This is a genomic window from Nonomuraea sp. NPDC003214 (assembly GCF_053590035.1).
Genome location: NZ_JBSFSX010000008.1, coordinates 98,411 through 124,294, shown reverse-complemented (window position 1 = coordinate 124,294; position 25,884 = coordinate 98,411). Strand labels below are relative to the sequence as shown.

At 68.9% G+C, this 25,884-nt stretch carries 30 protein-coding genes and 2 pseudogenes; 17 read left to right on the top strand and 15 right to left on the bottom strand.

The features are described 5' to 3' along the window. Complete coding sequence (locus tag ACWDXC_RS25485) at positions 1–831, top strand: phosphonate ABC transporter ATP-binding protein (RefSeq protein WP_449986047.1); 831 nt, start codon at positions 1–3, stop codon at positions 829–831. Then, positions 828–1,637, top strand: a complete 810-nt coding sequence (phnE, locus tag ACWDXC_RS25480) for a phosphonate ABC transporter, permease protein PhnE (protein ID WP_449986045.1) — start codon at positions 828–830, stop codon at positions 1,635–1,637. Before ACWDXC_RS25485 ends, phnE begins: the two co-directional genes overlap by 4 nt. Positions 1,638–1,654: 17 nt before the next feature. Here the strand turns inward: phnE and ACWDXC_RS25475 are convergent, their stop codons facing one another. From ACWDXC_RS25475 to ACWDXC_RS25460, 4 genes are all read right to left on the bottom strand, one after another. Next, positions 1,655–2,203 (bottom strand): hypothetical protein, encoded by a 549-nt coding sequence (locus ACWDXC_RS25475; protein ID WP_449986044.1) that lies wholly within the window; start codon positions 2,201–2,203, stop codon positions 1,655–1,657. Positions 2,204–2,227: 24 nt separating this feature from the next. Beyond that, positions 2,228–3,214 carry an ArsR/SmtB family transcription factor gene (locus ACWDXC_RS25470; RefSeq protein WP_449986043.1) on the bottom strand — a complete coding sequence of 329 codons (987 nt, stop codon included), beginning with the start codon at positions 3,212–3,214 and terminating at the stop codon, positions 2,228–2,230. 75 nt (positions 3,215–3,289) lie between these two features. Next, positions 3,290–4,126 (bottom strand): EamA family transporter, encoded by an 837-nt coding sequence (locus ACWDXC_RS25465; RefSeq protein WP_449986042.1) that lies wholly within the window; start codon positions 4,124–4,126, stop codon positions 3,290–3,292. A 12-nt stretch (positions 4,127–4,138) separates the two neighbouring features. After that, positions 4,139–4,996 carry an alpha/beta fold hydrolase gene (locus tag ACWDXC_RS25460; protein WP_449986041.1) on the bottom strand — a complete coding sequence of 286 codons (858 nt, stop codon included), beginning with the start codon at positions 4,994–4,996 and terminating at the stop codon, positions 4,139–4,141. A 90-nt stretch (positions 4,997–5,086) separates the two neighbouring features. Here ACWDXC_RS25460 and ACWDXC_RS25455 point away from each other — a divergent pair, with 90 nt between their 5' ends. From ACWDXC_RS25455 to ACWDXC_RS25445, 3 genes are all read left to right on the top strand, one after another. Further along, positions 5,087–5,542, top strand: coding sequence for a MarR family winged helix-turn-helix transcriptional regulator (locus ACWDXC_RS25455; RefSeq protein WP_449986039.1), 456 nt, complete (start codon positions 5,087–5,089; stop codon positions 5,540–5,542). Positions 5,543–5,682: 140 nt separating this feature from the next. Next, on the top strand, positions 5,683–7,518 hold the full coding sequence (locus tag ACWDXC_RS25450; RefSeq protein WP_449986038.1) for a BTAD domain-containing putative transcriptional regulator: 1,836 nt from the start codon (positions 5,683–5,685) through the stop codon (positions 7,516–7,518). 78 nt (positions 7,519–7,596) lie between these two features. Beyond that, a complete protein-coding gene (locus tag ACWDXC_RS25445; RefSeq protein WP_449986036.1) occupies positions 7,597–7,899 on the top strand; it encodes a hypothetical protein in 303 nt (100 codons plus the stop codon). A 102-nt stretch (positions 7,900–8,001) separates the two neighbouring features. On the opposite strand, the gene ACWDXC_RS25440 is transcribed toward ACWDXC_RS25445, so the two are convergent. Beyond that, positions 8,002–8,427 carry a hypothetical protein gene (locus ACWDXC_RS25440; protein WP_449986035.1) on the bottom strand — a complete coding sequence of 142 codons (426 nt, stop codon included), beginning with the start codon at positions 8,425–8,427 and terminating at the stop codon, positions 8,002–8,004. Positions 8,428–8,533: 106 nt separating this feature from the next. Further along, entirely contained in the window at positions 8,534–9,022 is a 489-nt protein-coding gene (locus tag ACWDXC_RS25435; protein ID WP_449986033.1) for a hypothetical protein, read from the bottom strand. A 182-nt stretch (positions 9,023–9,204) separates the two neighbouring features. Here ACWDXC_RS25435 and ACWDXC_RS25430 point away from each other — a divergent pair, with 182 nt between their 5' ends. The 4 genes from ACWDXC_RS25430 (at position 9,205) to ACWDXC_RS25415 (ending at position 10,831) form a co-directional block, all read left to right on the top strand. After that, entirely contained in the window at positions 9,205–9,516 is a 312-nt protein-coding gene (locus ACWDXC_RS25430; RefSeq protein WP_449986031.1) for a hypothetical protein, read from the top strand. A 178-nt stretch (positions 9,517–9,694) separates the two neighbouring features. Further along, positions 9,695–9,922 (top strand): hypothetical protein, encoded by a 228-nt coding sequence (locus tag ACWDXC_RS25425; RefSeq protein ID WP_449986030.1) that lies wholly within the window; start codon positions 9,695–9,697, stop codon positions 9,920–9,922. A gap of 70 nt (positions 9,923–9,992) precedes the next feature. Further along, on the top strand, positions 9,993–10,388 hold the full coding sequence (locus ACWDXC_RS25420) for a DUF1330 domain-containing protein (RefSeq protein WP_449986028.1): 396 nt from the start codon (positions 9,993–9,995) through the stop codon (positions 10,386–10,388). Positions 10,389–10,420: 32 nt separating this feature from the next. After that, positions 10,421–10,831 (top strand): VOC family protein, encoded by a 411-nt coding sequence (locus ACWDXC_RS25415; RefSeq protein ID WP_449986026.1) that lies wholly within the window; start codon positions 10,421–10,423, stop codon positions 10,829–10,831. Between the two features lie 34 nt (positions 10,832–10,865). On the opposite strand, the gene ACWDXC_RS25410 is transcribed toward ACWDXC_RS25415, so the two are convergent. Then, positions 10,866–11,888, bottom strand: a complete 1,023-nt coding sequence (locus ACWDXC_RS25410; protein WP_449986025.1) for a hemolysin family protein — start codon at positions 11,886–11,888, stop codon at positions 10,866–10,868. Beyond that, the gene (locus ACWDXC_RS25405; RefSeq protein WP_449986023.1) at positions 11,885–13,237 is read right to left on the bottom strand and encodes a hemolysin family protein; all 1,353 of its coding nucleotides are present in this window, start codon (positions 13,235–13,237) and stop codon (positions 11,885–11,887) included. Before ACWDXC_RS25405 ends, ACWDXC_RS25410 begins: the two co-directional genes overlap by 4 nt. Positions 13,238–13,535: 298 nt before the next feature. Here ACWDXC_RS25405 and ACWDXC_RS25400 point away from each other — a divergent pair, with 298 nt between their 5' ends. Then, on the top strand, positions 13,536–14,312 hold the full coding sequence (locus tag ACWDXC_RS25400) for an ion transporter (protein ID WP_449986022.1): 777 nt from the start codon (positions 13,536–13,538) through the stop codon (positions 14,310–14,312). Between the two features lie 26 nt (positions 14,313–14,338). Here the strand turns inward: ACWDXC_RS25400 and ACWDXC_RS25395 are convergent, their stop codons facing one another. Beyond that, on the bottom strand, positions 14,339–15,247 hold the full coding sequence (locus ACWDXC_RS25395; RefSeq protein ID WP_449986021.1) for an NmrA family NAD(P)-binding protein: 909 nt from the start codon (positions 15,245–15,247) through the stop codon (positions 14,339–14,341). 95 nt (positions 15,248–15,342) lie between these two features. On the opposite strand from ACWDXC_RS25395, the gene ACWDXC_RS25390 reads away from it, so the two are divergent. Then, positions 15,343–15,915: a TetR/AcrR family transcriptional regulator gene (locus ACWDXC_RS25390; RefSeq protein ID WP_449986020.1), complete on the top strand. Its 573-nt coding sequence runs from the start codon at positions 15,343–15,345 to the stop codon at positions 15,913–15,915. Positions 15,916–15,987: 72 nt separating this feature from the next. On the opposite strand, the gene ACWDXC_RS25385 is transcribed toward ACWDXC_RS25390, so the two are convergent. Beyond that, positions 15,988–16,620, bottom strand: coding sequence for a TetR/AcrR family transcriptional regulator (locus ACWDXC_RS25385; protein ID WP_449986018.1), 633 nt, complete (start codon positions 16,618–16,620; stop codon positions 15,988–15,990). A 201-nt stretch (positions 16,621–16,821) separates the two neighbouring features. Here ACWDXC_RS25385 and ACWDXC_RS25380 point away from each other — a divergent pair, with 201 nt between their 5' ends. After that, on the top strand, positions 16,822–17,949 hold the full coding sequence (locus ACWDXC_RS25380) for a flavin-containing monooxygenase (protein WP_449986017.1): 1,128 nt from the start codon (positions 16,822–16,824) through the stop codon (positions 17,947–17,949). A 39-nt stretch (positions 17,950–17,988) separates the two neighbouring features. Next, entirely contained in the window at positions 17,989–18,975 is a 987-nt protein-coding gene (locus tag ACWDXC_RS25375) for a carboxymuconolactone decarboxylase family protein (protein WP_449986015.1), read from the top strand. A gap of 44 nt (positions 18,976–19,019) precedes the next feature. Here the strand turns inward: ACWDXC_RS25375 and ACWDXC_RS25370 are convergent, their stop codons facing one another. Further along, positions 19,020–19,511, bottom strand: a complete 492-nt coding sequence (locus tag ACWDXC_RS25370) for a GNAT family N-acetyltransferase (RefSeq protein ID WP_449986594.1) — start codon at positions 19,509–19,511, stop codon at positions 19,020–19,022. Positions 19,512–19,835: 324 nt separating this feature from the next. Between ACWDXC_RS25370 and ACWDXC_RS25365 the strand changes: the two genes are divergently transcribed. Further along, entirely contained in the window at positions 19,836–19,967 is a 132-nt protein-coding gene (locus ACWDXC_RS25365; RefSeq protein WP_449986615.1) for a hypothetical protein, read from the top strand. Positions 19,968–19,993: 26 nt separating this feature from the next. Continuing rightward, a pseudogene (locus ACWDXC_RS25360) lies at positions 19,994–20,443 on the top strand (IS5 family transposase); the annotation flags it as partial. Between the two features lie 208 nt (positions 20,444–20,651). On the opposite strand, the gene ACWDXC_RS25355 reads toward ACWDXC_RS25360, so the two are convergent. Next, on the bottom strand, positions 20,652–20,966 hold the full coding sequence (locus tag ACWDXC_RS25355) for a hypothetical protein (protein ID WP_449986013.1): 315 nt from the start codon (positions 20,964–20,966) through the stop codon (positions 20,652–20,654). A gap of 600 nt (positions 20,967–21,566) precedes the next feature. On the opposite strand from ACWDXC_RS25355, the gene ACWDXC_RS25350 reads away from it, so the two are divergent. Together ACWDXC_RS25350 and ACWDXC_RS25345 are read left to right on the top strand one after the other, a co-directional pair. Further along, entirely contained in the window at positions 21,567–22,541 is a 975-nt protein-coding gene (locus ACWDXC_RS25350; protein ID WP_449986012.1) for an ArsR/SmtB family transcription factor, read from the top strand. 156 nt (positions 22,542–22,697) lie between these two features. Beyond that, positions 22,698–23,479 (top strand): annotated as a pseudogene (locus ACWDXC_RS25345) (transposase). Here ACWDXC_RS25345 and ACWDXC_RS25340 read toward each other — a convergent pair. The 3 genes from ACWDXC_RS25340 to ACWDXC_RS25330 all read right to left on the bottom strand — a co-directional run bounded on the left by ACWDXC_RS25340 (position 23,383) and on the right by ACWDXC_RS25330 (position 25,742). Continuing rightward, complete coding sequence (locus ACWDXC_RS25340; RefSeq protein WP_449986592.1) at positions 23,383–23,919, bottom strand: transposase; 537 nt, start codon at positions 23,917–23,919, stop codon at positions 23,383–23,385. The pseudogene ACWDXC_RS25345 and the gene ACWDXC_RS25340 overlap by 97 nt on opposite strands. Positions 23,920–24,256: 337 nt before the next feature. Further along, positions 24,257–24,769, bottom strand: a complete 513-nt coding sequence (locus ACWDXC_RS25335; RefSeq protein ID WP_449986010.1) for a hypothetical protein — start codon at positions 24,767–24,769, stop codon at positions 24,257–24,259. A 46-nt stretch (positions 24,770–24,815) separates the two neighbouring features. Next, positions 24,816–25,742, bottom strand: coding sequence for a hypothetical protein (locus ACWDXC_RS25330; RefSeq protein WP_449986009.1), 927 nt, complete (start codon positions 25,740–25,742; stop codon positions 24,816–24,818). Positions 25,743–25,884 lie beyond the last annotated feature (142 nt).

Sequence of the window (25,884 nt, the reverse complement as noted above, 5' to 3'; positions counted from 1 at the left end):
ATGACGCCCGCCGACGCCCCGCCGCCTCCCCTCCGGACGGCGGTGACCGGCCCCCCGGCTGCGCTCGTGGTACGGGGGCTGACCAAGTCCTTCGACGGCAGGACCGTACTGGACGACCTGGACCTGCGGGTCGAATCCGGACAGTTCCTCGCGCTGCTCGGCGCCAACGGATGCGGCAAGTCCACCGCGCTGCGCTGCCTCGTCGGCCTGGAGACCCCCGACGCGGGCGCCATCGCCGTCCACGGCCGGACCCTCGGCTCCGGCCACGACGCCGAGAGCAACCGGCTGCGGCAGCAGACGGCCATGGTCTTCCAGCAGATCCACCTCGTACGCCGCCGCAGCGCCCTGGACAACGTCTGCGCCGGCGCGCTCGGCCGGCTGCCGTTGCGCCGATCGCTCGCGCCGATCCTGTTCCCGCGCGAGCTGCGCGAGGAGGCCATGGCCTGCCTGGACCGGGTCGGGATGGCCGACCGCGCCGCCGAACCGGCCGGCCGGCTCTCCGGCGGCCAGCAGCAACGGGTCGCGATCGCCCGCGCCCTCTGCCAGCGCGCCCGGATCATCCTCGCGGACGAGCCCGTCTCCGCCCTCGACCCGGCCGCCGCCGAGCAGGTCGTCTCCCTGCTGGCCGACCTCGCGCACGAGGAGGGCCTGGCCGTCGCCGCCGTGCTGCACCAGCCCGCGCTGGCCCGCCGCCACGCCGACCGGGTGGTCGGGCTGCTGCACGGCCGGGCCGTCATCGACGCGCCCGCCTCCGGGATCACCGAGGCCGACCTCGACACCCTGTACGCCGCCCGCCCCGCCTCGCCCGTCGTTCACCAGGAGCACCGATGAAGTCCCCGGCCACCCCGCTCGCCCCGCCCCGGAGGCGGCCGATCACCACGGCGACCGCGGCCGTCACCGTGGTCGTGGTGGCCGCCCACGTGCTGGCCTGGCAGGGCACCGAGTTCTCCCCGGCGGCGCTCGTCCAGGGCTGGCGCGGCATGGCCGACTTCCTCGGCCAGGCGCTGCCGCCCGACCTGTCCTGGACCGAGGTGCTGCTGCCCAGCCTCCAGGGCGCGCTCGTCACGCTCGCCATCGGCCTGCTCGGCACCACACTCTCGGTGCCGGCGGCGCTCGTCCTCGCCCTGCTCGCGGCCCGGACCACCACCCGCAACCGCTGGGTCTACCAGGCCGCGCGATCGATCCTGTCGTTCCTGCGCGCGGTGCCCGACGTGGTGTTCGCCCTGATCTTCGTCACCGCCGTGGGGCTCGGCCCGTTCGCCGGCGTGCTCGCGCTGATCTTCCACAACACGGGGGTTATGGGCAAGCTCTGGGCCGAGGCGATGGAGGAGATCGACCTCGGCCCCCGCGACGCCCTGCGCGTCGGCGGCGCCTCCGGCGTCCAGGTCGCCGCCCACGCCGTGCTGCCCGCCGTGATCCCGCAGTTCGTCGGGCTGCTGCTGTACCGCTTCGACGTCAACGTCCGCTCGTCCCTGGTGCTCGGCCTCGTCGGGGCGGGCGGCATCGGGTTCCTCGTCAACCAGTCGATCAAGCTGTTCCGGTTCGACGAGATGGTCACCCACCTGCTGGTGGTGATGGTGCTCGTCGTCGCCGTCGACCAGCTCTCGGCCCAGATCCGCCGCCGCCTCGGCGTCTGACGAGCCGGAGCCGCCCGCTATCCGATGAGCACTCCGATCAACAGCAGCGCCGCGCTTCCGCCAAGAATGCCCAGCCACGCAAAGAGAGAGGATGCCGCGGTTCGGCGCTGGTAGGACACTGCCGCGAGTCCGAACAAGACGGCCGGGACTCCGAAGACGACCCAGGCGGCGGCGAAGTTGAACCAGCCCGTCGCGGACATGTTGCTGATGCCCTTGTCGAGCGCGATGGGGACGCCCGCCAGGATGAGCAGCTTGACCACGAGTTCCAGCGCCGGATAGACAAACTGGGCGGCGGCCGAGCCCCACAGCCCGCCCAGCACGAGCCGGCTGGGCAGCCGCCTGCCCCACGGGCGGACGCTGGCCAGCGCGAGCGCGACCGTGAGGATCCGCAACCCCACGGAGCCCAGCGCGATCCAGCCGTCTCCTTCGGGCCAGGCGCCTTCGACGACCGCGTTGACGGCGGCCAGGACGAGCACGACCACGCAGAAGAGGCCGACGAACCCGGCGGCGGCGTACGCGGGCCACAGCGGAGCCCATGACCGGTCCTTCTGATGAACAGACGGCAACGCGAGATCCTTTCGGCACGGCGGTCAGGTCAGGACGGCGAGGAGCTCGTCTCCCCTGGCCGTGATCTTGATGTGGACGTGGCGGCCGCGGCGCTCGCGGCTGAGCAGGTCGGCGGCCTGGAGCTGGTCGCAGTGGTAGCTGGCAGTGGAGGGCGAGCAGTCCAGCAGGGCGGCGAGCTTCCCGATGGGGATGGAGGTCGCGGCCAGCCGCAGGATGGCGGCGCGGGTGCGACCGAGAGTGAGAGCGAGCTTGTCGGCGTCGTCGCGGGCGGCGGGGCTGGAGCGGCCGGACCACAGGAGGCCGACGGCGGGCAGGGGGTAGCCGATCCACGCCGGGCCGGGCTGGTCGAAGGAGAACAGGCAGGCGCCGTGACCGGAGATGACGGGCACGAAGGTGAGGCGACGGCCGGCGAGGTCGAAGGATCTGCCCTGCTGGTCCGGAAGCCGGATGGAGGCGCTGTCGCAGGTCAGCCGCCCGCTCAGCCCAGGGAGGAGAGCGTGCAGGCTGCGCGTCACGACGGCCAGGCCGATGCGCTCCTGTTCCTTGTGCAGGAGGGCGTCGGCGTTCTTCCAGACGGTGCGGAACTCCTTCCACAGCCGGTCCATGAGGCCGGCGTAGGCGCGTATCCAGGTTCCGGGGCGGTCCGCGACCGCGCGCCAGTGCCGGGGGAGGACGGGGCCGAACTCGGCCTCCAGCTCCCGGACGAGAACGAAGTCGTCCAGTTCGGCGAGGGCGGCCAGATATGCGCTCATGTCCGCCTCCGCGATCGTCGAGGTGGCGGTCAGGCAGTCGGGGATGACCGAGTAGTGCGGGTCGAACAGCGGGCGCAGGACGACGGCGTCGTCGCCGATGACCGCTGCGACGGCCCGCTGCCAGTGGCGGGGCACGCCATGCGGCCGGCCGCCGACCGTGCCCGCGATCAGCGACAGGAGCGTCGCGCCGGCATGCAGGGACACGGTGGCGTTGACGTCGTCGAGCGCTCCGACGTGTAACTGTGAGTAGCCGGGCATGCGTCTTCTCCTCTCGCGCGTGGGGGAGACATCGGGAGCGTAGAACCTGACGTGACGTGAGACGCAAGCTCGTGACTAGGTGAGCGAGAGGGCCAGGACGCCGGTGAGGACCACGCCCATGCCGATCGTCTGCGGACGGGTGAGCCGCTCCTTCAGGACGATCCGGGCGAGGGCGATGGTCACGACGGTGTGCAGGGAGCCCAGTACGGCCGCGACGCTGACGGGGCCGAGGATCGAGGCGAAGGCGTACTGAGCGTCGGCCGCGACGATGAGCACGCCGATCGAGGCCAGCACCGGCAGGTCGCTCCTCCGTACGGTGACGTGGTGACGCGTGAGGACGACGACAGAGGCGATCACGATCACGGTGGTCAGGCGAGCGGTCAGCAGCGCCCAGCCGGTGTCGGCCTGGCCGGCGTTGTGCATGGACAGGAAGAAGGTGCCGAATCCGAGCGCCGCGAGCAGGCCGTACAGAATGCTCGTCAACGGCCGGCCGCCCGTCCCGGTGGCCGGGCGGCGGGAGGCGATGACCAGTCCGAGCGCGGTGAGCACCAGCCCGGCGAACTGGAGCGGACCCGGCACCTGCCCCGCCGCGAGCCCGGCGAGCAGGGGGATGAGGGGTGCGGCCGCCGCGACGGGGGCGACGATGCTCATCGTGCCGACGGCGAGGCCGCGGTAGAGGGCGGCGATGCCCACCGTCTCGCCCAGCCCGGCGACGGCGGCTTGAACGAGGAAGGCAGGGTCCGGCGGGCCCACGCCGCGTACGGCGGTCGTGATCGTGAGCAGGACGAGAGCGGTGGCCTGGGAGACGAGCAGGACGGACGGCACGGGGCGGGAACGGCTCTTCAGCCCTCCCAGGAAGTCGGAGGCCCCCCAGCCGAGCCCGGCGCCCAGGGCCAGGGCGATGGCGAGCACGGGTGCGTCCGATCAGCGATGGGCGGTGTGGCCGAGGATCGCGGGAACGACCGTGTCCCAGTGGCGGCGGGGGAAGGTCTCGTGTCCGGTCCCGTCCATGACCATGAGGCGAGCGTCGGGGATCTCCGCGGCCAGGGCCTGCCCATGAGCCGGTGGCAGGAAGGGGTCTTCGGCGCCGTGCAGCACGAGTGTCGGGGCCTTGATCCGGCCGAGCCGGTGCCGCCACGGCTCGCCGGCGTCCAGGAGGAACGGGTTGGTCAGCTGTGCGGCGAGGTCGATCGTGCGATCGGCGACCCGGCCGGCGAGCTCGCGTACGGCCGGCTCGTCGAAGTGGCCCGGTGCGGCGAAGGGCCGCTCGGCCTCGACGAGGTGGGCGATGACGGCCTCTCGGTCCTGCCAGTCCGGTTCGGCCGGTTCGGTCGCGTACAGGGACCGCAGCTCGGGCGTCATGTCCGGCAGGTCGTCGTGGCGGTGGCCGGGGCCGCCGGGCGTCGAGGACGCGAGCGTGAGCGTGGCTACCCGATCGGGGTGGTCGAGCGCCACGAGCTGGGCGATGGCCGCGCCCTGGGACATGCCGACCAGGTGCGCGCGGTCCAGCCCGAGCGCCCCGATCAGGGCGGCGGTGTCGGCGACCAGGTCGCGCAGGTCGTGTGACGGGGCTCCGGCGGGGGAGCCGGTCGACCGGCCGGCGTCCCGGCTGTCGAAGCGGACGACGTGGCGCCCGCCGGCCACCAGGCGGCGGACGAACTCCTCCTCCCAGTTCAGCAGGCTGTGACCGCCGCCGTGGATCAGCAGGATCGCGGGATCGGCGGGGTCGCCGAAGGTCTCGGCGGCCAGCTCGATCCCGTTGACGTTGAGCATCCGCTCCATGGGGGCCGTCCTCTCGGTTTCGTTACATGTAACGGAGAAGCTAGCACGCGAACTCGTTACATGTAACCGGCTTTCGCTAAAATGGGTCCCATGACGCGCTCCAGCCAGACCGCCCAGTCCGTGCACGATGCCTGGGCGGCCTACCGCAGGCTCCAGCTCCTGGTGGACCCGGCGATCGCCCGCGACCTGGAGAAGAACGCGGGCCTGTCGATGCCCGACTACGAGGTGCTGTCCGCGGTGACGGAGCTGGCGAGCACGGAGACGTGCGTGCGCGTGGGCCGCCTCGCCGCCCAGTTGCAGTGGGCCCACGGCCGTCTGTCCCGCCAGCTCGGTCGCATGGAACAGCGCGGCCTGATCGCGCGCGAGGCATGCGAGCTGGACGGCCGCGGCGACGACGTGCTGCTCACCGAGGCCGGACAGCGGATCTACGAGGAGGCCACCCCGGCCCACCTGGCATCGATCGACCGGCACTTCGGCCGGGCGCTGTCCGCCGGTCAGCTGGCGGCTCTCGTCGACATCGAACGCACGCTCTCCGCCGACCGCTGACCAACGCGCGCAGCCGTACGGACGCGTGCGCCACCGCCGCTCTGACGTTTCGAGAGCCTTCGAAAGAGTTGCTGCCGCACCCGGCCCGGTCCAAGGCTGGTGCCGTCGGGACGGCATGCGGCTTCGGGGGTGGCTGTTTCATGGCAGTGGGAGAGGTCGTCGAGACCTCGGGCTCGGTACGGGGGCGGACGCTTGCGTCGCGCTTCTCCGTTCTGGGACCGCTCACCGTCAGCCTCGGCGACGGCGTATGGCGGCCGGTGCCGGGAGCCAAGAACCGCACCCTGCTGGCCAGTCTTCTCCTGCACGCCAACCAGGTCGTCTCCATCGACGGCCTGTCACGACGGCTGTGGGGGGACCAGCCGCCCCAGGACGAACGGCGTGTCGTGCAGACGTACGTCGCCCGGCTGCGGCAGTGGATCGGGGACGAAACGGTCGTCCGGACGTGGCCGGGAGGCTACGAGATCCGGCTCGGCCCTGACCGGCTGGACTTGCTGGAGTTCCGCCACCTGCTGGGCCGGGCCGGTCGGGCCGACTCGCCTGAGCAGGAGGCGGCGCTGTTGCACAAGGCGGTCGCCCTGTGGCGTGGAGCCGCCTGCTCGGACGTCGCCTCCGAGATCCTGCACCAGGACGTCGCCGTCCTGGAAGAGGAACGCAGACGCGCCGTCGAACGACGCATCGACCTGGACCTGTCCTCGCGGGGCGCCGGCGGTGATCTCATTCCCGAACTGCGCAGGCTGACTCAGGAGCATCCGTTGCGCGAGCGGCACTGGGCCCAGTTGATGCGTGCCCTGCACCGGGCCGGACGGCGGGCGGAGTCCCTGGCGGCCTACCGTGAGGCGTTCGGTCACCTGCGAGAGGAACTGGGTGTCGAGCCCGGCGCCGAACTGCGTGACCTCCACCAGGAGATCCTCGCCGGGACGCCGGAGCCTACGGCGGGAGCCGCGTCCCCCGTGACGCCGGCGGACGTCGCCGAGCCGGATCCGCCGCGGGAGGTGCCCGCCGACATCAGCGGCTTCGTGGGACGCGCCGGCGAGCTCGAAGCCCTGGACCAGGTCGCGAGGCGCTCCGGCGCCACCGTGATCGTGGGCAGGGCCGGCGTCGGCAAGTCCACGCTGGCCATCCACTGGGCCGCTGCCGCCGCCGGCGACTTCCCCGACGGCCAGCTCTACCTCGACCTGCGGGGGTTCGACGCGCTGCCGCCCCTCCCCGCCGACCAGGCCCTGCGCATTCTGCTGCGCGCTCTGGGCGTGCGCCCGGCCGACATTCCCGCGGAGCGGGACGCGGCCGCCGCGATGTTCCGTTCCCGTACCGCCGGCCGCAGGATGCTGATCGTCCTGGACAACGTCCGCAGCACCTGCCATGTACGTTCCCTGCTTCCCGGCAACGGCCCGGCGGTCCTCATCACCAGCCGCAACCAGCTACGCGGCCTCGTCACGAGTGGCGCCGCGGCGCGGATCGCCCTCGGCCCGCTGCCCCCGGAGGAATCCCTGCAGCTGCTGGCCGGTCAGGCGGGCCACGACCGGTTGCGCCGCGAATGCGAGGCGGTGAGGATTCTGGCCGAACGGTGCGAGCACCTGCCCCTCGCTCTGCGCATCGTCGGGGAGAGGCTCGCCCGCGTGCCGGGGCTGTCCGCCGAGATGCTCGCGCGCGAGGTCGAGCGGGACGCCCTGGCCGCCCTCCGAGCGGGCGACGGTGACCAGGACGTCCGGCGTGCGCTGTCATGGTCCTGCGAGCGGCTCGACCCGGCCGCCAGACGCACTCTGCACCTGGCGGCCGTTCTCCACCCCGAGAACGTGCTGGAGCCGGAGCCGCTCGCCGCGCTCGTCCAGGAGCCGCCCGAGCGGATCCGGCGGCACCTGGACAGGCTGAACGCCGATCACCTCGTCGAGCAGACCGCGCCGGAACGGTATCTGCTGTCGCCACTCGTCCGCGCTCTTGCGGTATCCGAGCCGACGCAGGAGCTCTCGCCGGATTGAATGCCGGAGGAAGGCCGGCCGATGGCGCGCGTCATTAGCATTCCGTTGCCCACGAACGATCAAGAACAGGGGATATAGGTGCGTAACACCATCATCGGCGTAGTAATGGCGGCGGGTCTCGCGTTCTCGGCGGGGGCGCAGGGCGCTGCCGCTGCTGCGGAAACGACGGTCGCGAACTGCAATTGGAACAAGGCGCGGCTGACCGTCAACAAGACGCTCTATCGTACGGCGACCGGCTGGACCCCGAAGGGCTCGATCCCCAAGGGCACGGTGATCATCTTCTACTATACGAAGTATTCGCGGCTGTCTGTTCCGTCGCGCAATGGATACATCGCCCCGGGCGGAATGACGGTTCTCGACGGCGGGACGTGCGCGTCCTGATGCCTCTCCGGTAAAGGGGAAGTGCGGAGAAGCGATCACCGTTCCCGGGGCTGGCGCCGAGAACGGTGATCGCTTCAGACCGTCAGCGCCAGGGCGCCGCGGTCATACACTTTTGATCGTGATGCAGGCCGGGTTCGACCACTCGTTGTCGAAGAAGGTGCGGGCGCAGAGTGTGGAGTTGACCCTGAACATGGTGAAGGGCGCCCAGTCGACGTACGCATCACCGATCTTGGAGCATTGCGCGGTCCCGGTCTCGTTGAAGGCGGCTCCGCTCTTGTAGGCGCCCCACACGTGCACCTTGACGCCGCAGAGCGTGACAGGTTTCCACGGGAACTTGATGGACCGCATCGATCCGCGGATCTTCTGCACCAACGTGCCCGTTCCCGTCACCTGAATGCAGGTCTCGTTGACGTGACCCGGCCCGTTGCGGGCGGTGCAGCCGCTCGCGCTGAGCGGGCCGAGCTCATCCGGTCCGGAGGGCGCGGTGGCCGTCGTCGCCGTGGCGCCGGCGGGCGCCGCGATCACCATCGCGCCGGCGATCGCGGCGGCAACGGCTAAATCTCTCATCCTCAACTGTTTTCGACCTTTCCTCGTTCGTCGTCGCTCGCTCCGGGCTGTCGCACGTGGCGGCCCATTACTTTCTGATCTGGATACAGGCCGGGTTCGACCACTGATCCTTGAACTGGGTCCGGACGCACACGCTGGTCCGGTCCTTGAAATGCGCGTTGGGATACCAGTTGACGTATGCGCTGCCGCCATAGCTGCATTGCGCCTGACCGGTGCGGTCGAACCTGGCCCCGTTCGCGTACGTCCCCCACACATGGACCTTCACGCCGCAGAGCGTGAGCGGGACCGGCGGGAGATTCCAGGACACCATCGCGCCCCGGACGCGCTCGACGTGCGTGCCCTGGCCGTAGACGTAGACACAGGTGTCGTTGAAGTCGCCGGGGCCGTTTCGGGCGGTGCACCCTGTGGCCGTCAGCGGCCCGAACTCGTCCGCGCCGGGGGTCGCCGTGGCCGCCGCGGGTCCCGCGACGCCCATCGAGCCGGCGACCGCCAGGGCGGCGATGAACGCACGACTGCCACGAATCCCTCGTGGACGAAGATTGAGGCGTAGCGCCATTCACACTCCTTGAATCGGTGTGACCCCAACGCTAGGCCGCACTCTCTTCATATCGCCTTCAACCAGCCGTCGCTTTTCGAATGCGAGGCGTAGGCCAGGTGAGGCTCTGTTGAAGGCGTTCGGAGGGCGGCAGGTGCTGTGCTTTCCCTGACAACAGCCTCCGGACAAGAAAGAGGATGGGCATGCGAAACATGCTCCGGCTCACCGCCGCCACCGCGGTCGCTGCCGCAGCGGCCGCACTTGGTGCGTCCGCCCCGGCCAACGCCACCACCGCGCAGTACACGGTGTGCACCTACACGATCACCGCCACCCACTATTTCAAGAATCCCAACGGCGACAACTGGTTCCTGGTGCGCAAGGGCGAACGCCGACCGGGATATCGCGACGCGACCATGTACTTGAATGGCGTCCTGCACCGTCAGATGACGCCCGCGCCGTATGCGTGGGGTGAGGTCGGCAAGATGGTGGTCGTGCCCAGCTCCTGCCGCATCTGACCGCAGGAGATCTCAGATAGCGAGCCGCCACGGTGCATGTGCGGACCGCCCCGGCGACGAACCTGATCCGCTCGATGGAGCCGGGCCGTCGTCGCCGGGACATCCGCCGCCCTGCGCCGCGTAATCACCCGAAGCATCTTCATCGAAGGAGGAAATGATGCGTATTTCATCAAGGAAAATGGCGGCCACGCTGGTCGGCGTGGCATTGGCCTGCGGCATCCAGGCCGGCGTGACCGCGCCCGCGCGTGCCGATGCCGTACCGATGGGCTGGGAGCTCTACCACATCTACAACGACCTGTCGGAGACCGCGCGCAAGCAGTGCCACGCCGACGGCCGCCGCCTGTTCGGTAACCAGTACAAATGCTCGCCGGGATGGTACGGCTGGACGCTGTATTTCTGGTCCTGACCTGGCCAAGCCGTTACGGCATTCTGCACCGCCCGGGCCGACCGACGCCATTCACCCCAAGGGAGAACTCATGCCCGCTTTCGCGCTGGCACACCTGAAGAATCCGCATTCCCATCCCGACGTGCTGGAGTACATGGAACGGGTGGACGCCACGCTCACCCCCTTCGAGGGCCGGTTCCTGGTGCACGGCGCTGAGCCCGAGGTCCGGGAAGGGGATTGGCCCGGCACGCTCGTCATCATCGGATTCCCTGATCTGCAGGCCGCGCGAGACTGGTACGACTCGCCCGCCTATCAAGCGATTCTGCCCCTGCGGACCGATCACCTCGAAAGCGTGGCGATCCTGGTCGAAGGCGTCGCACCGAACCACAAGGCGGTGGACCTGGCGGCGGCCATGCGGGGCGGCTTGACAGGCGTGTCCCAGCCGATCGCGGGACAGGGGGCCGGCTCCGACACGACGCAGCCCTGACCCCCGAAGACATGCGAATGGGAGATGCGCCGATGCTCACCAGCTTTTACCCAGTCATCTGTACGTCAAAGATCAAGGAGTCGCGGGACTTCTACGTCAGCCTGTGGGGGTTCGAGACGACCTTCGAAGCCGACTGGTACTTCAGCCTGCGCCGGCCAGGACCGCACCCATACGAACTCGCCCTTCTCGACTTCCTCCACCCCACCCTGCCTGCCGGCTACCGAGCACCGGTCCGGGGGTTGCTGCTCAACTTCGAAGTCGACGACGTCGACGCGGAATGGGAGCGGCTGGTTGTCCGGGGCGGTCTGCCGGCCGAGCTGGAGATTTGCAGCGAAGGCTTCGGGCAGCGCCACTTCATCGTGGCAGACCCGAACGGGGTGCTGATCGACGTCATCACGCCGATCGCACCATCGGAGGACTACGCCGGCCATTTCGTGGTGTAGCGAGGTCACAGGGTGCCGGGCTCCGCCCCCAGGCTCACGGGACGAGCAGGGTGGTGAGCAGGTCGTCCAGGCTCACGATGCCCACGACACCGGCACCGGCACCGTCGCCCTCGGAGCGGATGAGCGCGAGCTGGCTGTGGGCGGCTCGCAGCGCCGCGACCGCCTCCGACACCGAGGCGTCCGAGGGCAGGGCGGGCAGGCGGTAGGCGAGGTGCGCGGCGGTGACGGTGCGGGCGCGGCGGGCGGCCAGGTAGGCGTCGCGGATGTGGACGACGCCGAGCGGCGCCGCCGGGTCGCCGACGACGAGGCGGGAGCGTCTGGCGTTCAGGCAGGCGTCGATCACGTCCTGGGCCGAGGCGGTGGCGGGGACGGTGACGACCCGGTCGAGCGGAGTGATGAGCGCGGCGATGGCGGCGTCGGGGGCGTGCAGGGCCTGGCTGAGCACGGCGTGGTCGTCGGCCTCGATGAGGCCGAGCCTGCGTGACTCCTCCACCAGGTGCCGCAACTGTTCAGGCGTGCGCGGGTTGGCGCCCTCCTCGCGCGGGTGCACCTTGAACAGGCGCAGCAGGGCGTTGCTGATGGCGTTGAGCAGGCTGATCACCGGCCGTACCGCCAGGGTGAAGGCGCGGAAGGGCAGCGCCAGGACGGTGGCGGAGCGTTCGGGGTGCGCGATCGCCCACGACTTGGGCGCCATCTCGCCGAGCACCATGTGCAGGAAGGTCACGACGGCCAGCGCGATGACGAAGGCGACCGCGTGCGCGGCTGCCTCGGGCAGGCCGAGGGTGTGGAACAGCGGGGTGAGCGTGCCGGCGATGAGCGGTTCGGAGACGACGCCGAGGCCGAGCGAGCACAGCGTGATGCCGAGCTGGGCGCCAGCCAGCATGAGCGACAGTTCCTTGATGCCCGACAGGGCGGCCGAGGCGGCCTTGCTGCCTTGCGCGGCTGCCTTCTCCAGGCGGTGGCGCTTGGCCGCGACGAGGGCGAACTCGGCGGCGACGAAGAAGCCGTTGCCGACGAGCAGGAACAGGGTGAGAGCCAGGCCCAGGGGCAGGTTCACGGCCGCTCCTCCGCTTCGTCGAGGTGCCGGTACGGGGTGAGCCGGACGCGTTCGGGGACGTGCCGGTCCAGCGTCAGGACCTCGATGCGGGCGTGGGTGGGCGCGGCGGGGTCGAGGGTGGCGGGCAGGGCGGCGGTGATGACGTCGCCGGGTGCGGCGAAGCGGCCCAGGCGGTGCAGGATCAGCCCCGCGAGGGTGTCGTAGTCGTCCTCGTCGGGCAGGTTCAGGTCGGTGGCCAGGGCGATCTCGTCGATGCGCAGCCCGGCGTCCAGCTCCCAGCCGTCGCCGTGCCGTACCGCTGAGGGGGTGTCGGCGTCGTCCTCGTCGGCGATCTCGCCGACGAGCTCTTCGGCGACGTCCTCCCAGGTGACGAGGCCGGCCAGGCCGCCGTGCTCGTCGACCACGCAGGCCACCTCCTCGCCCCGGGCGTGGAGCTGGGCGGCCAGGTCGGGCAGCGGCAGCGAGAACGGCACGACGAGGACGTCCCGGGCGAGCTCGCCGACCCGGGTGGCGGCGGTGGCCCTGGCGGGCACCGCGGCCACGTCGCGCAGGCTGACCAGCCCGGTCACGTCGTCGAGCGTGGCGCCGAGCACCGGGTAGTGGGTGTGGCCGTGGACGGCGATGAGCTCGTCCAGCTCCGCGACGCTCGCCGAGGCGGCCACGGCGACCACGTCGGCGCGCGGCACCATCACCTCCTCGGCGGTGTGGTCGGAGAACGCCAGCGCCCGTTCCAGCACGTCGGCCTGGCTTCCGGGCAGGTGGCCGTGCGCCTCGGACTCGCCGATGATGTGGCCGAGCTCCTCCAGCGTGGCGCCGTGGTGCAGCTCCTCGACGGGCTCGATCCCGACGGCGCGCAGCAGCCGGTTGGCGGCGGTGTCGAACAGCTTGATGATCGGCCCCGCGACCGCCAGGTAGACCAGCGTGGAGGCGGCCAGCGCGCGGGCGAGCGGTTCCGGCCGGGCCAGCGCCAGGTTCTTGGGGGCGAGCTCGCCGAGCACCATCTGGATGATCGTGGCCAGCGCGAACCCGACGGCCAGGGCCACCGCCCCCACCATCCCGGCGGGCATGCCGAGCGCGGTCAGCGCGGGCGCGATCAGCTCCGCCAGGGCCGGGCGGGCGATGAACCCGACCACGAGCGCGGTGACGGTGATGCCGAGCTGCGCTCCCGACAGCATGAACGACAGCCGTTCCATCACCTTGACGGCCTGGGCCGCCTTCTTGTCGCCCGCGGCGGCCTGCTGGGACAGGATCAGCCGGTCGGCGCTGACGTAGGCGAACTCCTGGGCGACGAAGTAGCCGGTGGCCAGGGTGAGCACGAAGATGGCCAGTAGGCCCAGCGCCACACTCATCGCGCCCGCCCGGGCGAGGTGACGCCGGACGTGTCCGGGTCGGCCGACACCGATACCACCATCGCCTTCGATCTGGTCGAACCCGGCCGGAACCGGCATGGGCGGGCCCGCCCGTAAACGCCTCTTTCCCCGACAACCAGGAGAAACACCCGCCGCCGGGTGTGATCATCATCTCAAGCGTTCGCTGCTGAAGCCCGGCGGGGCCCGCCTCTACGATGATCGAAAACTTCGTTCCTGAGGAGCGGTCGCCGAGGTGCCCGGGCAAGAACGCGTACGCATCGTCTTGGAAAACCCTCTCGTGCAACGCGCGATCATCGCGGTGATCGTGATCAACTCGGTCACCATCGGCATGGAGACCAGCTCGCACCTCATGGATCGGGCCGGTGACCTGCTGCACGCCGTCGACCGGCTCGCTCTGGCGATCTTCACCGTGGAGATCGCGGCCCGCCTGTACGCCTACCGTCGCGACTTCTGGTCCGACCCCTGGAACTGGTTCGACGCGATCATCGTGGTCGTCGCCCTGGTGCCCGCCACCGGCCCCCTGTCGGTGCTGCGCGCCCTGCGGATCCTGCGCGCGCTCCGGCTGATCTCCGCGGTGCCCAGCATGCGCCGCGTGGTGAACGCCCTGCTGACCGCGGTCCCGGGGATGGCGTCCATCATCGGCCTCCTGGTGCTGATGATCTACATCGCGGCCGTGGTCGCGACGACGCTGTTCGGCGAGATCGTGCCTGAGCGGTTCGACGAGCTGCCCCGGTCGTTGTTCACGCTGTTCCAGATCATGACCGGGGACGACTGGGGGAGCGTGGCCCAGGAGGTGATGGAGCACAAGCCCTGGGCGTGGATGTTCTTCATCGCCTACATCCTGATGTCCACGTTCGTCGCGCTGAACCTGTTCATCGCGGTCGTGGTCAACGCCATGAACGACGCCGAACCCTCTCCGGCCGAAACTCAGGCCCAGGCCGAGCTCGAGACCGTCAAGCGCGAGCTGGCCGCCGTCAACGCCAAGCTCGACCAGCTCCTGATCCGCCAGGCGAGCCCGGCCAACGGGCGAGGATGCCGCCACCAGCAACTGTGATCACCGGACGTCGCCGCCGCCCGTGGTCATGCCGCGGGGCTCAGGTGCTGCCGGGCCCATTGCTCGAAGCTGGTCAGCGGGAGGCCGAGGTCCCTGGCGTACTCGGGGCGGGCAGGCTGGCCGGCCGTGTTCAGCCACTCGTGCGAGCCGCCCATCGGCGGCATGCCGGCGGCGAGCGCCTGCTCCTCGGTCATGTCCGGCGCCGACAGGGGCGTGCCCAGCGCGCGGGAGAGGGTCGCGGCGATCTCCGTCATCGGCAGGTAGTCGCTCGCCAGCTCCAGCTCGACCCCGTCGAAGCGCTCCGGCGCGGCGATGGCCGCGGCGGCCGCCGTGCCGATGTCGTCGGTCGCCACGAGGGACAGGCGGGTCCGCGGCTTGATCACGCTCACCAGGCCGCCCTCGACGCCCCGCGGGAACAGGAACGCCATGGACGGCAGGAAGTTGTCCATGAAGAAGGCCGGCTTGAGGATCGTCCAGTGGGGGAAGCCCGCCGTGCGGACGTGTCGCTCGATCGCGGCCTTGGCGTCCAGAGAGGCCGCCGCCGCCTCCTGCCCGGGGGTCCCGGTGTGGCGTCCGGCGCCGCTGGTGGACGTCTGCACGAACTGCGGCACTCCTGCGGCCTTCGCGCCTTCGATCAGGTTGACGGCCTGGGCCACCTCGTCGTCGAAGTCGAAGCCTCGGGAGGTCAGCGGGGCGATCTGCACGGAGAAGACGGCGCGGGCGTCCTTGGCGGCCCGGGTCACCGATGCGCGGTCGTGGAGGTCGCCGGTGACGAGCTCGGCGCCGAGCGCTTCGACGGCCCGGGCCCGGTCGGTGGCCGGGTCGCGTACCAGCGCGCGGACGGGGACGCCGGCCGCGAGCAGGGCGCGGGCGGTGGCCCCGCCCTGCCTGCCGGTGGCGCCGATGACCAGGACGGGCGCGGATGATGCGGGCATGATGCTCCCTCGGGACGATAAACGGCGGGGTCCGCCGTTTTCTCTGCGGTACGATACGGCGGGCCCCGCCAGTTAGCAACACCGGAGATGACGCCATGCCCGACCGCCAGCGCGCGGACGCCCGGCGCAACTACGCGCGCATCCTCGCCGTCGCCGAGGAGGAGGTCGCCACGCACGGCGCCGGCGCCTCCCTGGAGCAGATCGCCCGCGTGGCGGGGGTCGGCTCGGCCACGGTGCGCCGCCACTTCCCCACCCGCCGGTCGCTGCTGGAGGCGGTCTCCCACCGGCGGATCGAGTCCCTGTGCGCCCGCGCGAACGAGCTGGCGAGCGAGGACGACAGCCGCGTGGCCCTCCTCGGCTGGCTCGGCGACGTCCTCACCTACTGCGTCGCCGCGCGCGGGCTCACCGCCGCCCTGTCCTACGAGGAAGCCGAGCCCGGCTCGATGGACGAGAGCACCTGCGCGGCAATGATGGAACAGGCGGGCGATCCGCTGCTGCGCCGCGCCGTGCGAGACGGCGTGGTCGCGGAAGGCGCCACCGTCGCCGACCTGATCACGCTGATCGTCGGCATCGTCCTGGCGACCGAGCGCCACCCCGACCCCGCCGCCCGGGCCGAGCACCTGTTCCGGCTCGCGGTGGCAGGCCTGAGCCCGGAGCCCAGGACTTGACGGTGTCGTGGATCCGGCCCAGGCGGAGAGCGGTGACTCGGCCTTCCGCATTTCGATAGAGCATCACACTAGTCACTCGGGTGGCGCAAGTAGGGTGCTGATCAGAGTCCGGGCCGCCCAGTCGGCCCACGCGCGGCTGCTCCAGCCTCGGTGGCCGGTGAGCAGGTGGTAGGTCTCCGGTGCCAGGACGGCGAGGGCCATGTCCGCGGCGCGAAGTGCGTCGAGGTCGGCGCGCAGCGCGTTCTTGGCGGCCAGGGCGCCGGTGAACACGGCCAGCACGGTGTGCCGCTGCGTGATGTTGGTGCGCCACAGTTCGGCGATCTCCGGGTCGGTGGCGGCGGCCGAGCGGGTGACTTCCAGCAGCGGCGCCACCCGGGCATGGATGTCGACGGTGGCCTCGACGAGCCGGTGCAGCAGCTCGGGCGGCGGCGCGGCGAGCGCTTGGGCGGCCCACGGGCGGTCGAGCGTGGCGACCGGGGCGTCGTCGCCGGCCACCTCGACGTCGAGCAGCTCCTTGAGGATCGCTCGTTTGGTCTCGAAGGTGAAGTACAACGTCTGCACGGCCACCCCGCCTCGGGTCGCGATGGCCTGCATGCTCGTGGCGGTGTAGCCGCGTTCGACGAACAGCTCGCGGGCGGCGGCGAGCATGCGGGCACGGGTCTGCGCCGTCTTGGCCGCGCGCACTCCGGGCTTGGGTGGTGTCACCGGTGATCTCCCCAACTTGACTGGAGCGCCACTCTAGTGCAATTGTCGCTGGAGTATCGCTCTAGCGAAAGACGTATGACGTATGGGCAACCGCACCTTGACGCTGAGCCTGGCCCGCGGCGGTCCTGGCGTGGACACCCCTGGCGGCCGACATGACATCACCGCGCTGTCGCCCGGCGCGCCACGCTGCGGATGGGCGTCGTGACGCCCACCGTCATCATCATCGGAGCAGGTCCGGCCGGGCTGGCGGCCGCGGCGGCCCTGCGGCGGCGCCGGATCAACCCGATCATCCTCGAACGGGGCGAGGCGGTGGGCACCTCCTGGCGGCACCGCCACCAGGACCTGCGCCTGAACACCATCCGCTGGCTCTCCGACCTGCCCGGCCTGCCCATCCCCGGACGCGCCGGCCGGTGGGTCGCCCGGGACGACTACATCGACTACCTCGAACGCTTCACCCGGCACGCGCGACTCCACGTACGTTGCGGTGTTCGAGCCCGCCGGATCGACCCCGTGCCCGGCGGCTGGCAGATCACGACGAACGACGGCCACTACCGCAGTCGGCACGTCGTCGTCGCCACCGGCCACGACCGCGTCCCCAAGCTGCCCGACTGGCCCGGACGCGCGGGCTTCCAGCAGCCGATCCAGCACGTCGCCGCCTTGCGCCGCGCCGCCGACCTCGCCGGCGCCCGGGTCCTGCTCGTCGGCGCCGGCAACTCCGGCGTCGAGATCGCCGGCCACCTCGTCGACGCGGGCGTCCGGCACCTGTGGATGTCGGTGCGCACCTCACCGACCATCCTGCCCCGGCACCTGTACGGCCTCCCCCTGCACCCGCTCACCCTCGCGCTGCGCCTCCTGCCGGAGCCGGTCCGCGACCGCCTCGCCCGCGCCGCGGCGCACCACGCGTTCGGCGACCTGCGCGCCCACGGGCTGCCCGCCCCGCGGCAGGGCCCGTACGAGCGCATGCGCACCACCGGGGTCACCATCGCGATCGACCAGGGCTTCGTCGGGCATCTCACCGCCGGCCGGCTGCACGTCGTCGCCGACATTGACCGTCTCGACGGTCCCGAGGTCGTGCTGCGAGACGGCAGCCGGCTGCGACCCGACACGGTGCTGGCCGCCACCGGCTACGACCCCGGTCTCGCCGATCTGGTCGGACACCTCGACGTCCTCGACCACGACGGACGCCCCCACCATGATGCGGGCAAGCACCGGCCCGCGACGGGACTGTGGTTCATCGGCTACCGGCCGGCGATAGAAGGCAGCCTGCGCCGGTTTCCCGTCGAAGCGCGGCGGATCGCCCGCGCCATCGGCAACGCGCCCCAAGCCTGACCGTGTCCCTGAGACAGTCCAACCACGGAGGAGTTCAGCATGTCCATCCGCCACATCGCGCCCGTCCCCAGGAAATCCGCCACCGGCCGAGTCGCCGAGGTGTACGCCCAGTCGGCGGCCGACTTCGGGCAGGCCGCGTTCATGATGCTGTCCCCGGCGCCTGACCTGCACGCCGCGGCCTGGGCCGTGCTGCGCGAGTCGGAACTGGCAGGACTCGCACCCCGCACCGACAAGGAAGTCGTGGCCGTGGCCGTGTCACAGGCCAACCGGTGCCAGTTCTGCATCGACGCGCACACCATCCTGATCCACGCCCTCGGCGAACACCAGCTCGCCGAGGACCTGCTCGACGACCGAGTCCCGGCCAACCCTCACCACGCCGCCCTGACGACCTGGGCGAAAGCCACCCGAACCCTCGACCCGGCACACCTGCCGGCACCGCCCTTCCCTGCCGACCTCGCCGCCGAGTACATCGGCACGGCCCTGTCGACCCACTTCATCAACCGCATGTTCTCCACGCTCACCGACGAGCGACTGCTGCCCGGCAACCTGCAACGAGCACGGCCGGTACGCCGCGTCGGGGCCATGGCCTACACCCGCACCGTCCACCAGGAACTCACCCGAGGCGACAGCCTGCCGCTCCTGGCCGGCATCCCGATGGAGCCCCGGCCGGCCTGGGCGGGCGACACGCCGATCGGGGCCGCGTTCGCCGCCCTGCGCAGCGTGGCGACCGCCGGCGCCACGCTCCTGAGCGAGCCAAGCCGGAACCTTCTCCGAGCCGCGGTCGCCGAACCCACCCCCTTTTCACCTGGCACACGGCTGACACAACGGTTGACCCAGCTTCCCGAAGCCGACCGGCCCGCCGCCAAACTCGCGCTCCTGGCCGCTGCCAGCCCACACGACATCACCGAAGCGGACGTCACCGCATGGCGCACCACGACCTCCGCCACGGACACCGACCTGGTGCGCCTGCTCGGCTTCGGCGCCATCACCGCGATGGAGCGGATCGAGGAGGCCATCACCAGGTAGTCCCACTGGACGCTGGTTCGTTACCGCCCGCAGGAAAACAAGGCCTACGACGAACACGCCGCGTTCCCAGCATCAAGCTCAAAGTCGTCAACGCCAGACACCGCCGACGCCGCCTGGTCACCAACCGCTACCAGCCTGGTCAGCCGTACCTCCTCTTCCGCATATCCCAGTGCCTGGTAGAAGTTCCGGGCCCGGACGCTGGCCGCACCGGTCTCCAGCGTGATGCGCCGCAGACCGCGTTCACGCGCCCAGTCCTCGGCCGCGTTCACCAGAGCACGCCCGATGCCCGTGCGCTCCACCTCGGCGCAGACGACGAGTTCGCCGATGTAGGCGTCCGCTTGGCCGGTGAAGTGCCACCGGGTACTCAGTGTGACGAAGCCCGCGACGCAGCCATCGCCGACCGCCACGAGCACGCCGTGATCGTGGCTGCCGTCCCGGTCCAGGGAACCGGTGACCCAGCCACGCACGGCGACGGTGACGGCGACGGCATCCCGCCAGGCCGCGACGCCCTCGGCGAGGCGAGGGGCCAGCGCCATCACGGCATTACGGTCTTCATCTCGGTACGGCCCCGATCGAGCACGTCTGTACTGTTGAGCGACACGGAGCGTCAGTGGCTAACGACAATGGATGACAGTCGGCGCGACATTGATGCCAGCAAGATCCCTCACTCTTCGTAGCTTTGGTCCAGGGCGGGACCTTGAGCGTTGACTGGTTCAGGTTCAGGACAACCGTGTGAGGAGTAGCCCGAGTTCGGCTTCGATCTGATCGCATGTCCCGAATCCGGTACCAGTTGCCGCGCATCTCGGGGAGCCGTTCATCTCGCCGAACGAGGGTGGCCACCAGATGCACGTGGTCGCGGCATGCCGGCGCGCGATCCACCGGCAGGCTTCGACTGCGGGGAGCACCAGCACGCCGTCGGCGCGCCCCGCACACTGCCGGCGACCACGCTGGCCGCCCGGCTGGCGGAGGTGGTCAGGCTGGGGAGTGCTTAGGCCGTTCCCGTGGCGGGTTCACCACCAAGATCCATCTATCGGCGGACGGTCGCTGCCGGGCGCTGTCGCTGGTCCTGACGCCGGGCCAGTACGGCGACAGCCCGCAGTTCCGGCAAGTGCTGGCCACCATCCGCATACCCCGGCTGGGATTGGGACGCCCACGCACCCGGCCTGACAGCATGGCTGCGGACAAGGCGTACTCTTCCCGCGCCAACCGCGCCTATCTGCGCCGCCGCAAGATCCGGCACACCATCCCCGAGCCACGCGATCAACGTGCCCATCGCCGCCGACGAGGCTCAGCCGGAGGACGGCCCACCGGTTTCAACGCCGAACGCTACAAAGCGCGCAACGTCGTCGAACGGGCGATCAACCGGCTGAAGAACTTCCGGGCCGTCGCCACGCGCTACGACAAACGCGCCTACATCTTCCTCGGCACCGTCACCCTGGCCGCCCTGGTCATCTGGCCCCGAATCTGATCCAAGAAACAGCTCTTAGCCCAACGAGTGATCAGTGAGTTCGGGGACTGTTCCGGTAGGCGGAAGCACACACGAGAGTACCGGCTCCCTTTGCCAAAGGTGCCTGGTGGCCGCCCGCCATGGCGGGCGGCCACCAGGCCACCGCTGTGGATCTCACCGTCGCGCCGGATGAACCTCAGACGAACGGCCGCCTGCCGGCCATCGGGTCCTACCGAAAGACCCGGAAGCCGCTCGCCGGCTCCTCGCTGGTCAGGCACTTGGCCACGGACCTCACGGTGTTGACCCTGGTCCAGGCGCCGTACCTTGTGGTGTAGTAGCTGGAGCCGATCCTGTAGCACCGGACCACCGCCCGGAACTCGCTCCAGCCGTCCGCCCTGTAGCAGAACACCTCATAGGTGAAGGTGGTGTAGGTGGAGGAGCAGTTGACGGTGGCGTGCGCGGCCGTGGCCGGCAGGACCGTCACGCCCGCTGCCAGCACCCCGCCGACCGCCGCCATCTGTAGCGCTCTTTTGATGTTCTTCATCTCACTCCTCGTAGGAATGGCGCCTGCCTTGCCGGGGCCGTATCTCATCACGGATACAAGGTGTCCGCTTTTGCCGCTCTATTTGCCATTGGCGGCATTTGCTGCACCTTGGGGGCAAGTCCAGCTGCCTGCTCTTATTCGATAGCTTGTGATCTGCTGTTACATGCGACCGGGGTGGTGGCCCCGGCGCAGGTGGCAGAGGCGATATATGGGGGGGCTGAGCCCACCACCGCGAGGTTCCAGATACACGTGGCGGTGTCCAGATTGCGTCGGGCACTGCGAGATCAGGGTTTGAACGAGGTTATTCTGCAGCTGACATCGTCGCCTGCTGTCAATACATCGACTATGACGTCTTAGAGTGAGAGCATCGCTCAAACCGGTGATGTAGACGGCTTCTCCCACCGCCATCCATGGCTGCATGTAAACGGTTCCCGAACAGTGATGTGGACGCCTCCGTGCAAGGTGCCGTTAACCGGAATTGATGGGCCCGAGGCAGTAAGGCTGCCTCAGCCGAATTCCGACCGCAACGCCTTTTAGTCCTGACTAAAAGGGTGGGCCGGCCTTGGCTGAACAGGGTCGGCGACGCGAGAATCCATTGGCATGATGCGTATGCACTTTTCCGACGCCGACCTTCGCCAGATCACGTTCGCCCCGGCTCCGAACACCCTGTGGGAGACGGTGCTGAGTGTGCGCCTGCTTCGTGGCGCGCCGATCGGCAGGAGTTGGTCGCGGCTCGGGGTGCAGCGAATGCACCAGCAGGTGAAGGGAAGCCTGGCGGAGCGGGTCGGGGTGCTCGCGCCCCTGGCTCCCCCGAAGGGTTTCTTGCCCTCGTTCCTGCTCCAGCCGGACGCCGGAGACTTCGCCACCGGTGTCGAGCTGGCCTGTCAGACGCCCAGTTCGAATTTAGCGGCCGATCTGGGCTTGTTGTCGCCCGCCCAGCGGGCCGGGCGGTGGGCACAGGAACTGGCTGACGGCACCTCCGGGGCGCGCCAGACCCTTGCCAGTGACCTGCATCGCTACTTCACCTCATCCGTGGAGCCGCTGTGGCCGCAGATCCAGACCGAAGCCGCCGCCGACCGCACCCTGCGCGCCGAGACCCTGCTGCGCGGCGGGGTCGACGCCCTGCTAGCCACGCTCCATCCCGACTGCCGCTGGCACCCGCCGACCCTGCACATCCCGATCGACGGCGACTACGACATCTCCCTGTGCGGACATGGGCTGCTGCTGATCCCGTCCTACTTCGCGCCCCGCCCGATGGTGATGTACCGGCCCCACGCGGCCACCGTGCTGGTCTATCCGATCTCCGTCACGGACCGGTCCACCGACCCGGGTGACGTGCTCGGACCCCTGCTCGGCCGTACCCGCGCAGCCGTGCTGGCCACGCTGCGCGACCCAGCCACCACCACGTCGGTGGCCGAACGGGTCGGCATCTCCCTCGGCTCTGCTAGTCAGCACACCACGGTACTGCGCAACGCCGGACTCATCTCGACCACCCGGACGGGCGGCGCCGTCCTCCACACCCTGTCCCCTCTCGGGCAGACCCTCCTGCATAGCGGCCCGAACGTCAGCTCATAACCCCATGGCGCGCGACCGCGACGACGGCGGATTTCGGCAACCGTCGATCGGCCGTGGCTACCAGGTTGCGGCGGCATTAGGACTCGGCAGACCTCTCGGGCGATGTAGCGCTTCAAAAATTGTTGCAGAAAGTAGCTGAGTAGGCATTCTTCGTGTGTGGGCGGGGTGTTACGGGCTGATCCGTTGTGGGTGGAGACGTTCACCGGGCTGCGATGAGCCGGTCCCAGCGGCTGCTGCGCGTGGTGAGGGAGCGAGGCGGCGAGGGGCCCGGTGAAGGCCGCGGTAGAGGGCGTCCGCGGTGCCTTGCACTGCCGGAGCGGGTGTTGCTGGTGGCCGTCTACTACCGCACCAACCTGACGACGCGACAGCTCGCGCCGTTGTTCGGGATCTGCCCGGCCACCGTGTGCCGGGTCATCCAGAGTCTGGGCCCGCTGCTCGCCCTGGAGCCGGCAGCACACCGCGCCGAAGCCGCGCAACGGCTGTGGATCGTGGACGGAACCCTGATCCCGGTACGGGACCGCACCCTCGCCGCTTGCGGCAAGAACTACCGCTTCTCCGCGAACGTGCAGGTCATCATCGACGCCGACACCAGGCTGGTGGTGGCCACCGACCGACCGGCACCGGGCAACAAGGCCGACGCTCACGCCTGGCGCGATTCCGGCCTGCCGGCCCAGTGCGAGGACGTCACCGTCTTGGCCGACGGCGCCTATGTCAACACCGGCCTGGTCGTCCCGCATCGAAGACGGGCGGGACGGCCCCTGCTACGGGGGCAAGAGGAAGACAACGCTGAACACCGGCGCATCCGCGACCGCATCGAGCACACCTTCGCCCGGATGAAGAACTACAAGATCCTGCGTGATTGCCGGCAGAAAGGGGCCGGACTCCACCATGCGGTCCAAGCCGTCGCACACATGCACAACCTCGCCCTCACGGCATGAGCCCAGCTGCCGCCGAACGCACTGACCTGCTCATACACGCACTTCTGCAACAACTTTAGACGCCGGATGATGTCTCTCTCGGACCGGTCATCCTTGGCACGACGGGCAACGTGGTCTCGGGTGCGTGTATCCCCGCGCATCCGGCACAGCACGATCCGGTGCAATGCGCAGTTGGCCTGGTGGTCGCCCCCGCAGTTGGGGCGACGGCGGTCGGTGCGGCCGGAGGAGGCCGGCCGCGGCGCCGCCCCACAATGCATGGCGAAGGCGGCCGACTGGCTGCCCTCCCCGTCCTCGTCACGCTGATCGCCAACGGCCCCATTGCCCGCGACGCGCCCATCGGGGAGGCACTCCGCGCCGGAGACAGAAGAGGCCGCTTCCGATCTTCGGAAGCGGCCTTCTACCTGCGGCAATACTGTCGGGGTGGCGGGATTTGAACCCACGACCTCTTCGTCCCGAAGCAATTCGAACACTCAATCCAACGGTTGATCCTCATCCTGTGACCTGCGTTGACGGTGCGGTGCTGTCCGCCAACGTTCGTGAACAGCCACGGTGATTGTCACGCAGTATGTCACGCGGGCTGAGATGGACCTACAGCTAGAGCCAGCATGGTTCAGCGTTCCTACCGGTATATAGGTCAGCAGTCCCAGGCATCTCGTGCCAGGGCCCGCGCTCGGTTGTGCATTGCGCATGATTTGAGGCGCTCTCACGCACGCCACGTTCACAATGTCGCTTGGGACGAAGCGGAGCTGCAGACGCCTTGCGTTCCACGGCGAGCAACTAAGGCGCCATGATCTTGTAAGCTGTCCGGACCCGCTTGATGACCATAAGTAGTGTGAGAACGAGATGCGAGAATAGCGCTGAGATGGATGCTGAAATATACGATGGCGCGCCCGCATCGCCTCCTAGCTCGAAGGCGGCAGTTATCATCAACAGTGTTGACAAGAGAAGGCCGACGCCACAGGCGTACGAGATATTTGATCGCATCTCATCTAGAAGTACGGCAACCCGCTCGTTGGTTGCTTTGAGGCCTAGCGTGAATACTTGCACCAGTAAACCGAAGAGAAGGGCGGTCAGGATGGAAACCCCGGCTAGAAGTTCCTCGGTGCCCTTGAACTTCCAGCTACACAAGAGTGCTACTAAGAAAATGGTTCCAGGAATTCCGAAGAATACTAGATAGTCTGACTTGCTTTTTTTGTGAGCGCCATTGTGATCAATCTCATACAGGGTGTCAAGATGATCAGCTACTATGTCTCTCAGGCCGAGCCGGCCAAGATCGGGTATGAATCGCATTGCGCCACCCCTGCGTCTCACCAGGTCGTACGAAACGACCGACGGCTTAGGGGTTCATCCTAACGCCCTGGTCCGACAAAATCTGTTTGGCGTGCTCGGTCCAGGCGTCGCGAAGGGTGGTGTCAGGTACGTGGCCGTTCAGCGGGTGAATGAACTGCGGAAGCTGTCCTTGCTCGATGGTGATGGTGCGTTCCGCTCCTGCGCTCTCGACTAACAGTTCCGACCGTTCCTTTTCGTATTCGCCGGGATTTCTTGGCTGCAAATCGGGATACTCGTCAATATTGAATGCCACCGGCCCTCCTCTCTGGGTAAGGGACTGTAGTGAGGACTGGATAGCCCGGCCTATTCGACTAGCCACGATTCCTCCGGCCGCTATCTTAAGATCCTTTGCTCTGCCTCGCACCGGACCGAGATCTTCTATGCGTGTGGACCTGTATATAGACGTAATCTGGTTGACATGGCCTTCTCTGAGGAATTTTGCCCACGCCCTTGTGTCGACATGCGCGGACACCTTGAATGTAATTCCTATATCCGTACCAATTGCCTTCAATATATGCCTCTCTATGGCATTGCGAAAACTCCTTCTTCCGACTCGTTCGCACATAATCACTGCGTCATAGGAATCTCGTGGAAGGAAAATCATCGAGCGCATAGATGTCATCATGGCTGTGCGCTCGTCTATTTCTTGCTCTGCGCCCGTGTCTAGGTGTACCGCGTTCCCGAGCAAGCCATAAGGCCCAGAAGTGCCAGCGATCATGAATGAGCGGCCGAACTCTCGACGGCGGTCGACGCGATGTGCTAGTTCGTAGCGGCTGTCGGTCAAGAGCTGCCCGGTATTTTTTTTGAGGAAGTTTTTTAGCAAGTCGAACGTGTCGGTGTCGTGGCCGTCTAGGTTGCTGAGGTACCGATTAACGGCAGGACGGTTGCGTGGGTGTGCTCGCAGTTGGAACGCCACGTAGCCATAGGTTGCCACGGCTCTACCTCCGCATATCTGATTGCTGGTATCCGTTCGTCTGTATAGCCTCGTGCAGACCGGATTGCTGAGAGCTACACTGATTGAACCGCATATTTGGCGCATCTTCTAGCGTGACAAAGCGCCATAAAAGGTGATGTGT

What these genes read in the sequence shown, in the direction of transcription:
- ACWDXC_RS25485 (WP_449986047.1), top strand. Translation starts at nt 1, where the DNA reads ATGACGCCCGCCGACGCCCCGCCGCCTCCCCTCCGGACGGCGGTGACC.
- phnE (WP_449986045.1), top strand. Translation starts at nt 828, where the DNA reads ATGAAGTCCCCGGCCACCCCGCTCGCCCCGCCCCGGAGGCGGCCGATC.
- ACWDXC_RS25470 (WP_449986043.1), bottom strand. Translation starts at nt 3,214, where the DNA reads ATGCCCGGCTACTCACAGTTACACGTCGGAGCGCTCGACGACGTCAAC.
- ACWDXC_RS25460 (WP_449986041.1), bottom strand. Translation starts at nt 4,996, where the DNA reads ATGGAGCGGATGCTCAACGTCAACGGGATCGAGCTGGCCGCCGAGACC.
- ACWDXC_RS25455 (WP_449986039.1), top strand. Translation starts at nt 5,087, where the DNA reads ATGACGCGCTCCAGCCAGACCGCCCAGTCCGTGCACGATGCCTGGGCG.
- ACWDXC_RS25450 (WP_449986038.1), top strand. Translation starts at nt 5,683, where the DNA reads ATGGCAGTGGGAGAGGTCGTCGAGACCTCGGGCTCGGTACGGGGGCGG.
- ACWDXC_RS25440 (WP_449986035.1), bottom strand. Translation starts at nt 8,427, where the DNA reads ATGGTGATCGCGGCGCCCGCCGGCGCCACGGCGACGACGGCCACCGCG.
- ACWDXC_RS25435 (WP_449986033.1), bottom strand. Translation starts at nt 9,022, where the DNA reads ATGGCGCTACGCCTCAATCTTCGTCCACGAGGGATTCGTGGCAGTCGT.
- ACWDXC_RS25430 (WP_449986031.1), top strand. Translation starts at nt 9,205, where the DNA reads ATGCGAAACATGCTCCGGCTCACCGCCGCCACCGCGGTCGCTGCCGCA.
- ACWDXC_RS25425 (WP_449986030.1), top strand. Translation starts at nt 9,695, where the DNA reads ATGGCGGCCACGCTGGTCGGCGTGGCATTGGCCTGCGGCATCCAGGCC.
- ACWDXC_RS25420 (WP_449986028.1), top strand. Translation starts at nt 9,993, where the DNA reads ATGCCCGCTTTCGCGCTGGCACACCTGAAGAATCCGCATTCCCATCCC.
- ACWDXC_RS25415 (WP_449986026.1), top strand. Translation starts at nt 10,421, where the DNA reads ATGCTCACCAGCTTTTACCCAGTCATCTGTACGTCAAAGATCAAGGAG.
- ACWDXC_RS25405 (WP_449986023.1), bottom strand. Translation starts at nt 13,237, where the DNA reads ATGAGTGTGGCGCTGGGCCTACTGGCCATCTTCGTGCTCACCCTGGCC.
- ACWDXC_RS25395 (WP_449986021.1), bottom strand. Translation starts at nt 15,247, where the DNA reads ATGCCCGCATCATCCGCGCCCGTCCTGGTCATCGGCGCCACCGGCAGG.
- ACWDXC_RS25390 (WP_449986020.1), top strand. Translation starts at nt 15,343, where the DNA reads ATGCCCGACCGCCAGCGCGCGGACGCCCGGCGCAACTACGCGCGCATC.
- ACWDXC_RS25375 (WP_449986015.1), top strand. Translation starts at nt 17,989, where the DNA reads ATGTCCATCCGCCACATCGCGCCCGTCCCCAGGAAATCCGCCACCGGC.
- ACWDXC_RS25370 (WP_449986594.1), bottom strand. Translation starts at nt 19,511, where the DNA reads ATGGCGCTGGCCCCTCGCCTCGCCGAGGGCGTCGCGGCCTGGCGGGAT.
- ACWDXC_RS25365 (WP_449986615.1), top strand. Translation starts at nt 19,836, where the DNA reads ATGCCGGCGCGCGATCCACCGGCAGGCTTCGACTGCGGGGAGCACCAG.
- ACWDXC_RS25355 (WP_449986013.1), bottom strand. Translation starts at nt 20,966, where the DNA reads ATGAAGAACATCAAAAGAGCGCTACAGATGGCGGCGGTCGGCGGGGTG.
- ACWDXC_RS25350 (WP_449986012.1), top strand. Translation starts at nt 21,567, where the DNA reads ATGATGCGTATGCACTTTTCCGACGCCGACCTTCGCCAGATCACGTTC.
- ACWDXC_RS25335 (WP_449986010.1), bottom strand. Translation starts at nt 24,769, where the DNA reads ATGCGATTCATACCCGATCTTGGCCGGCTCGGCCTGAGAGACATAGTA.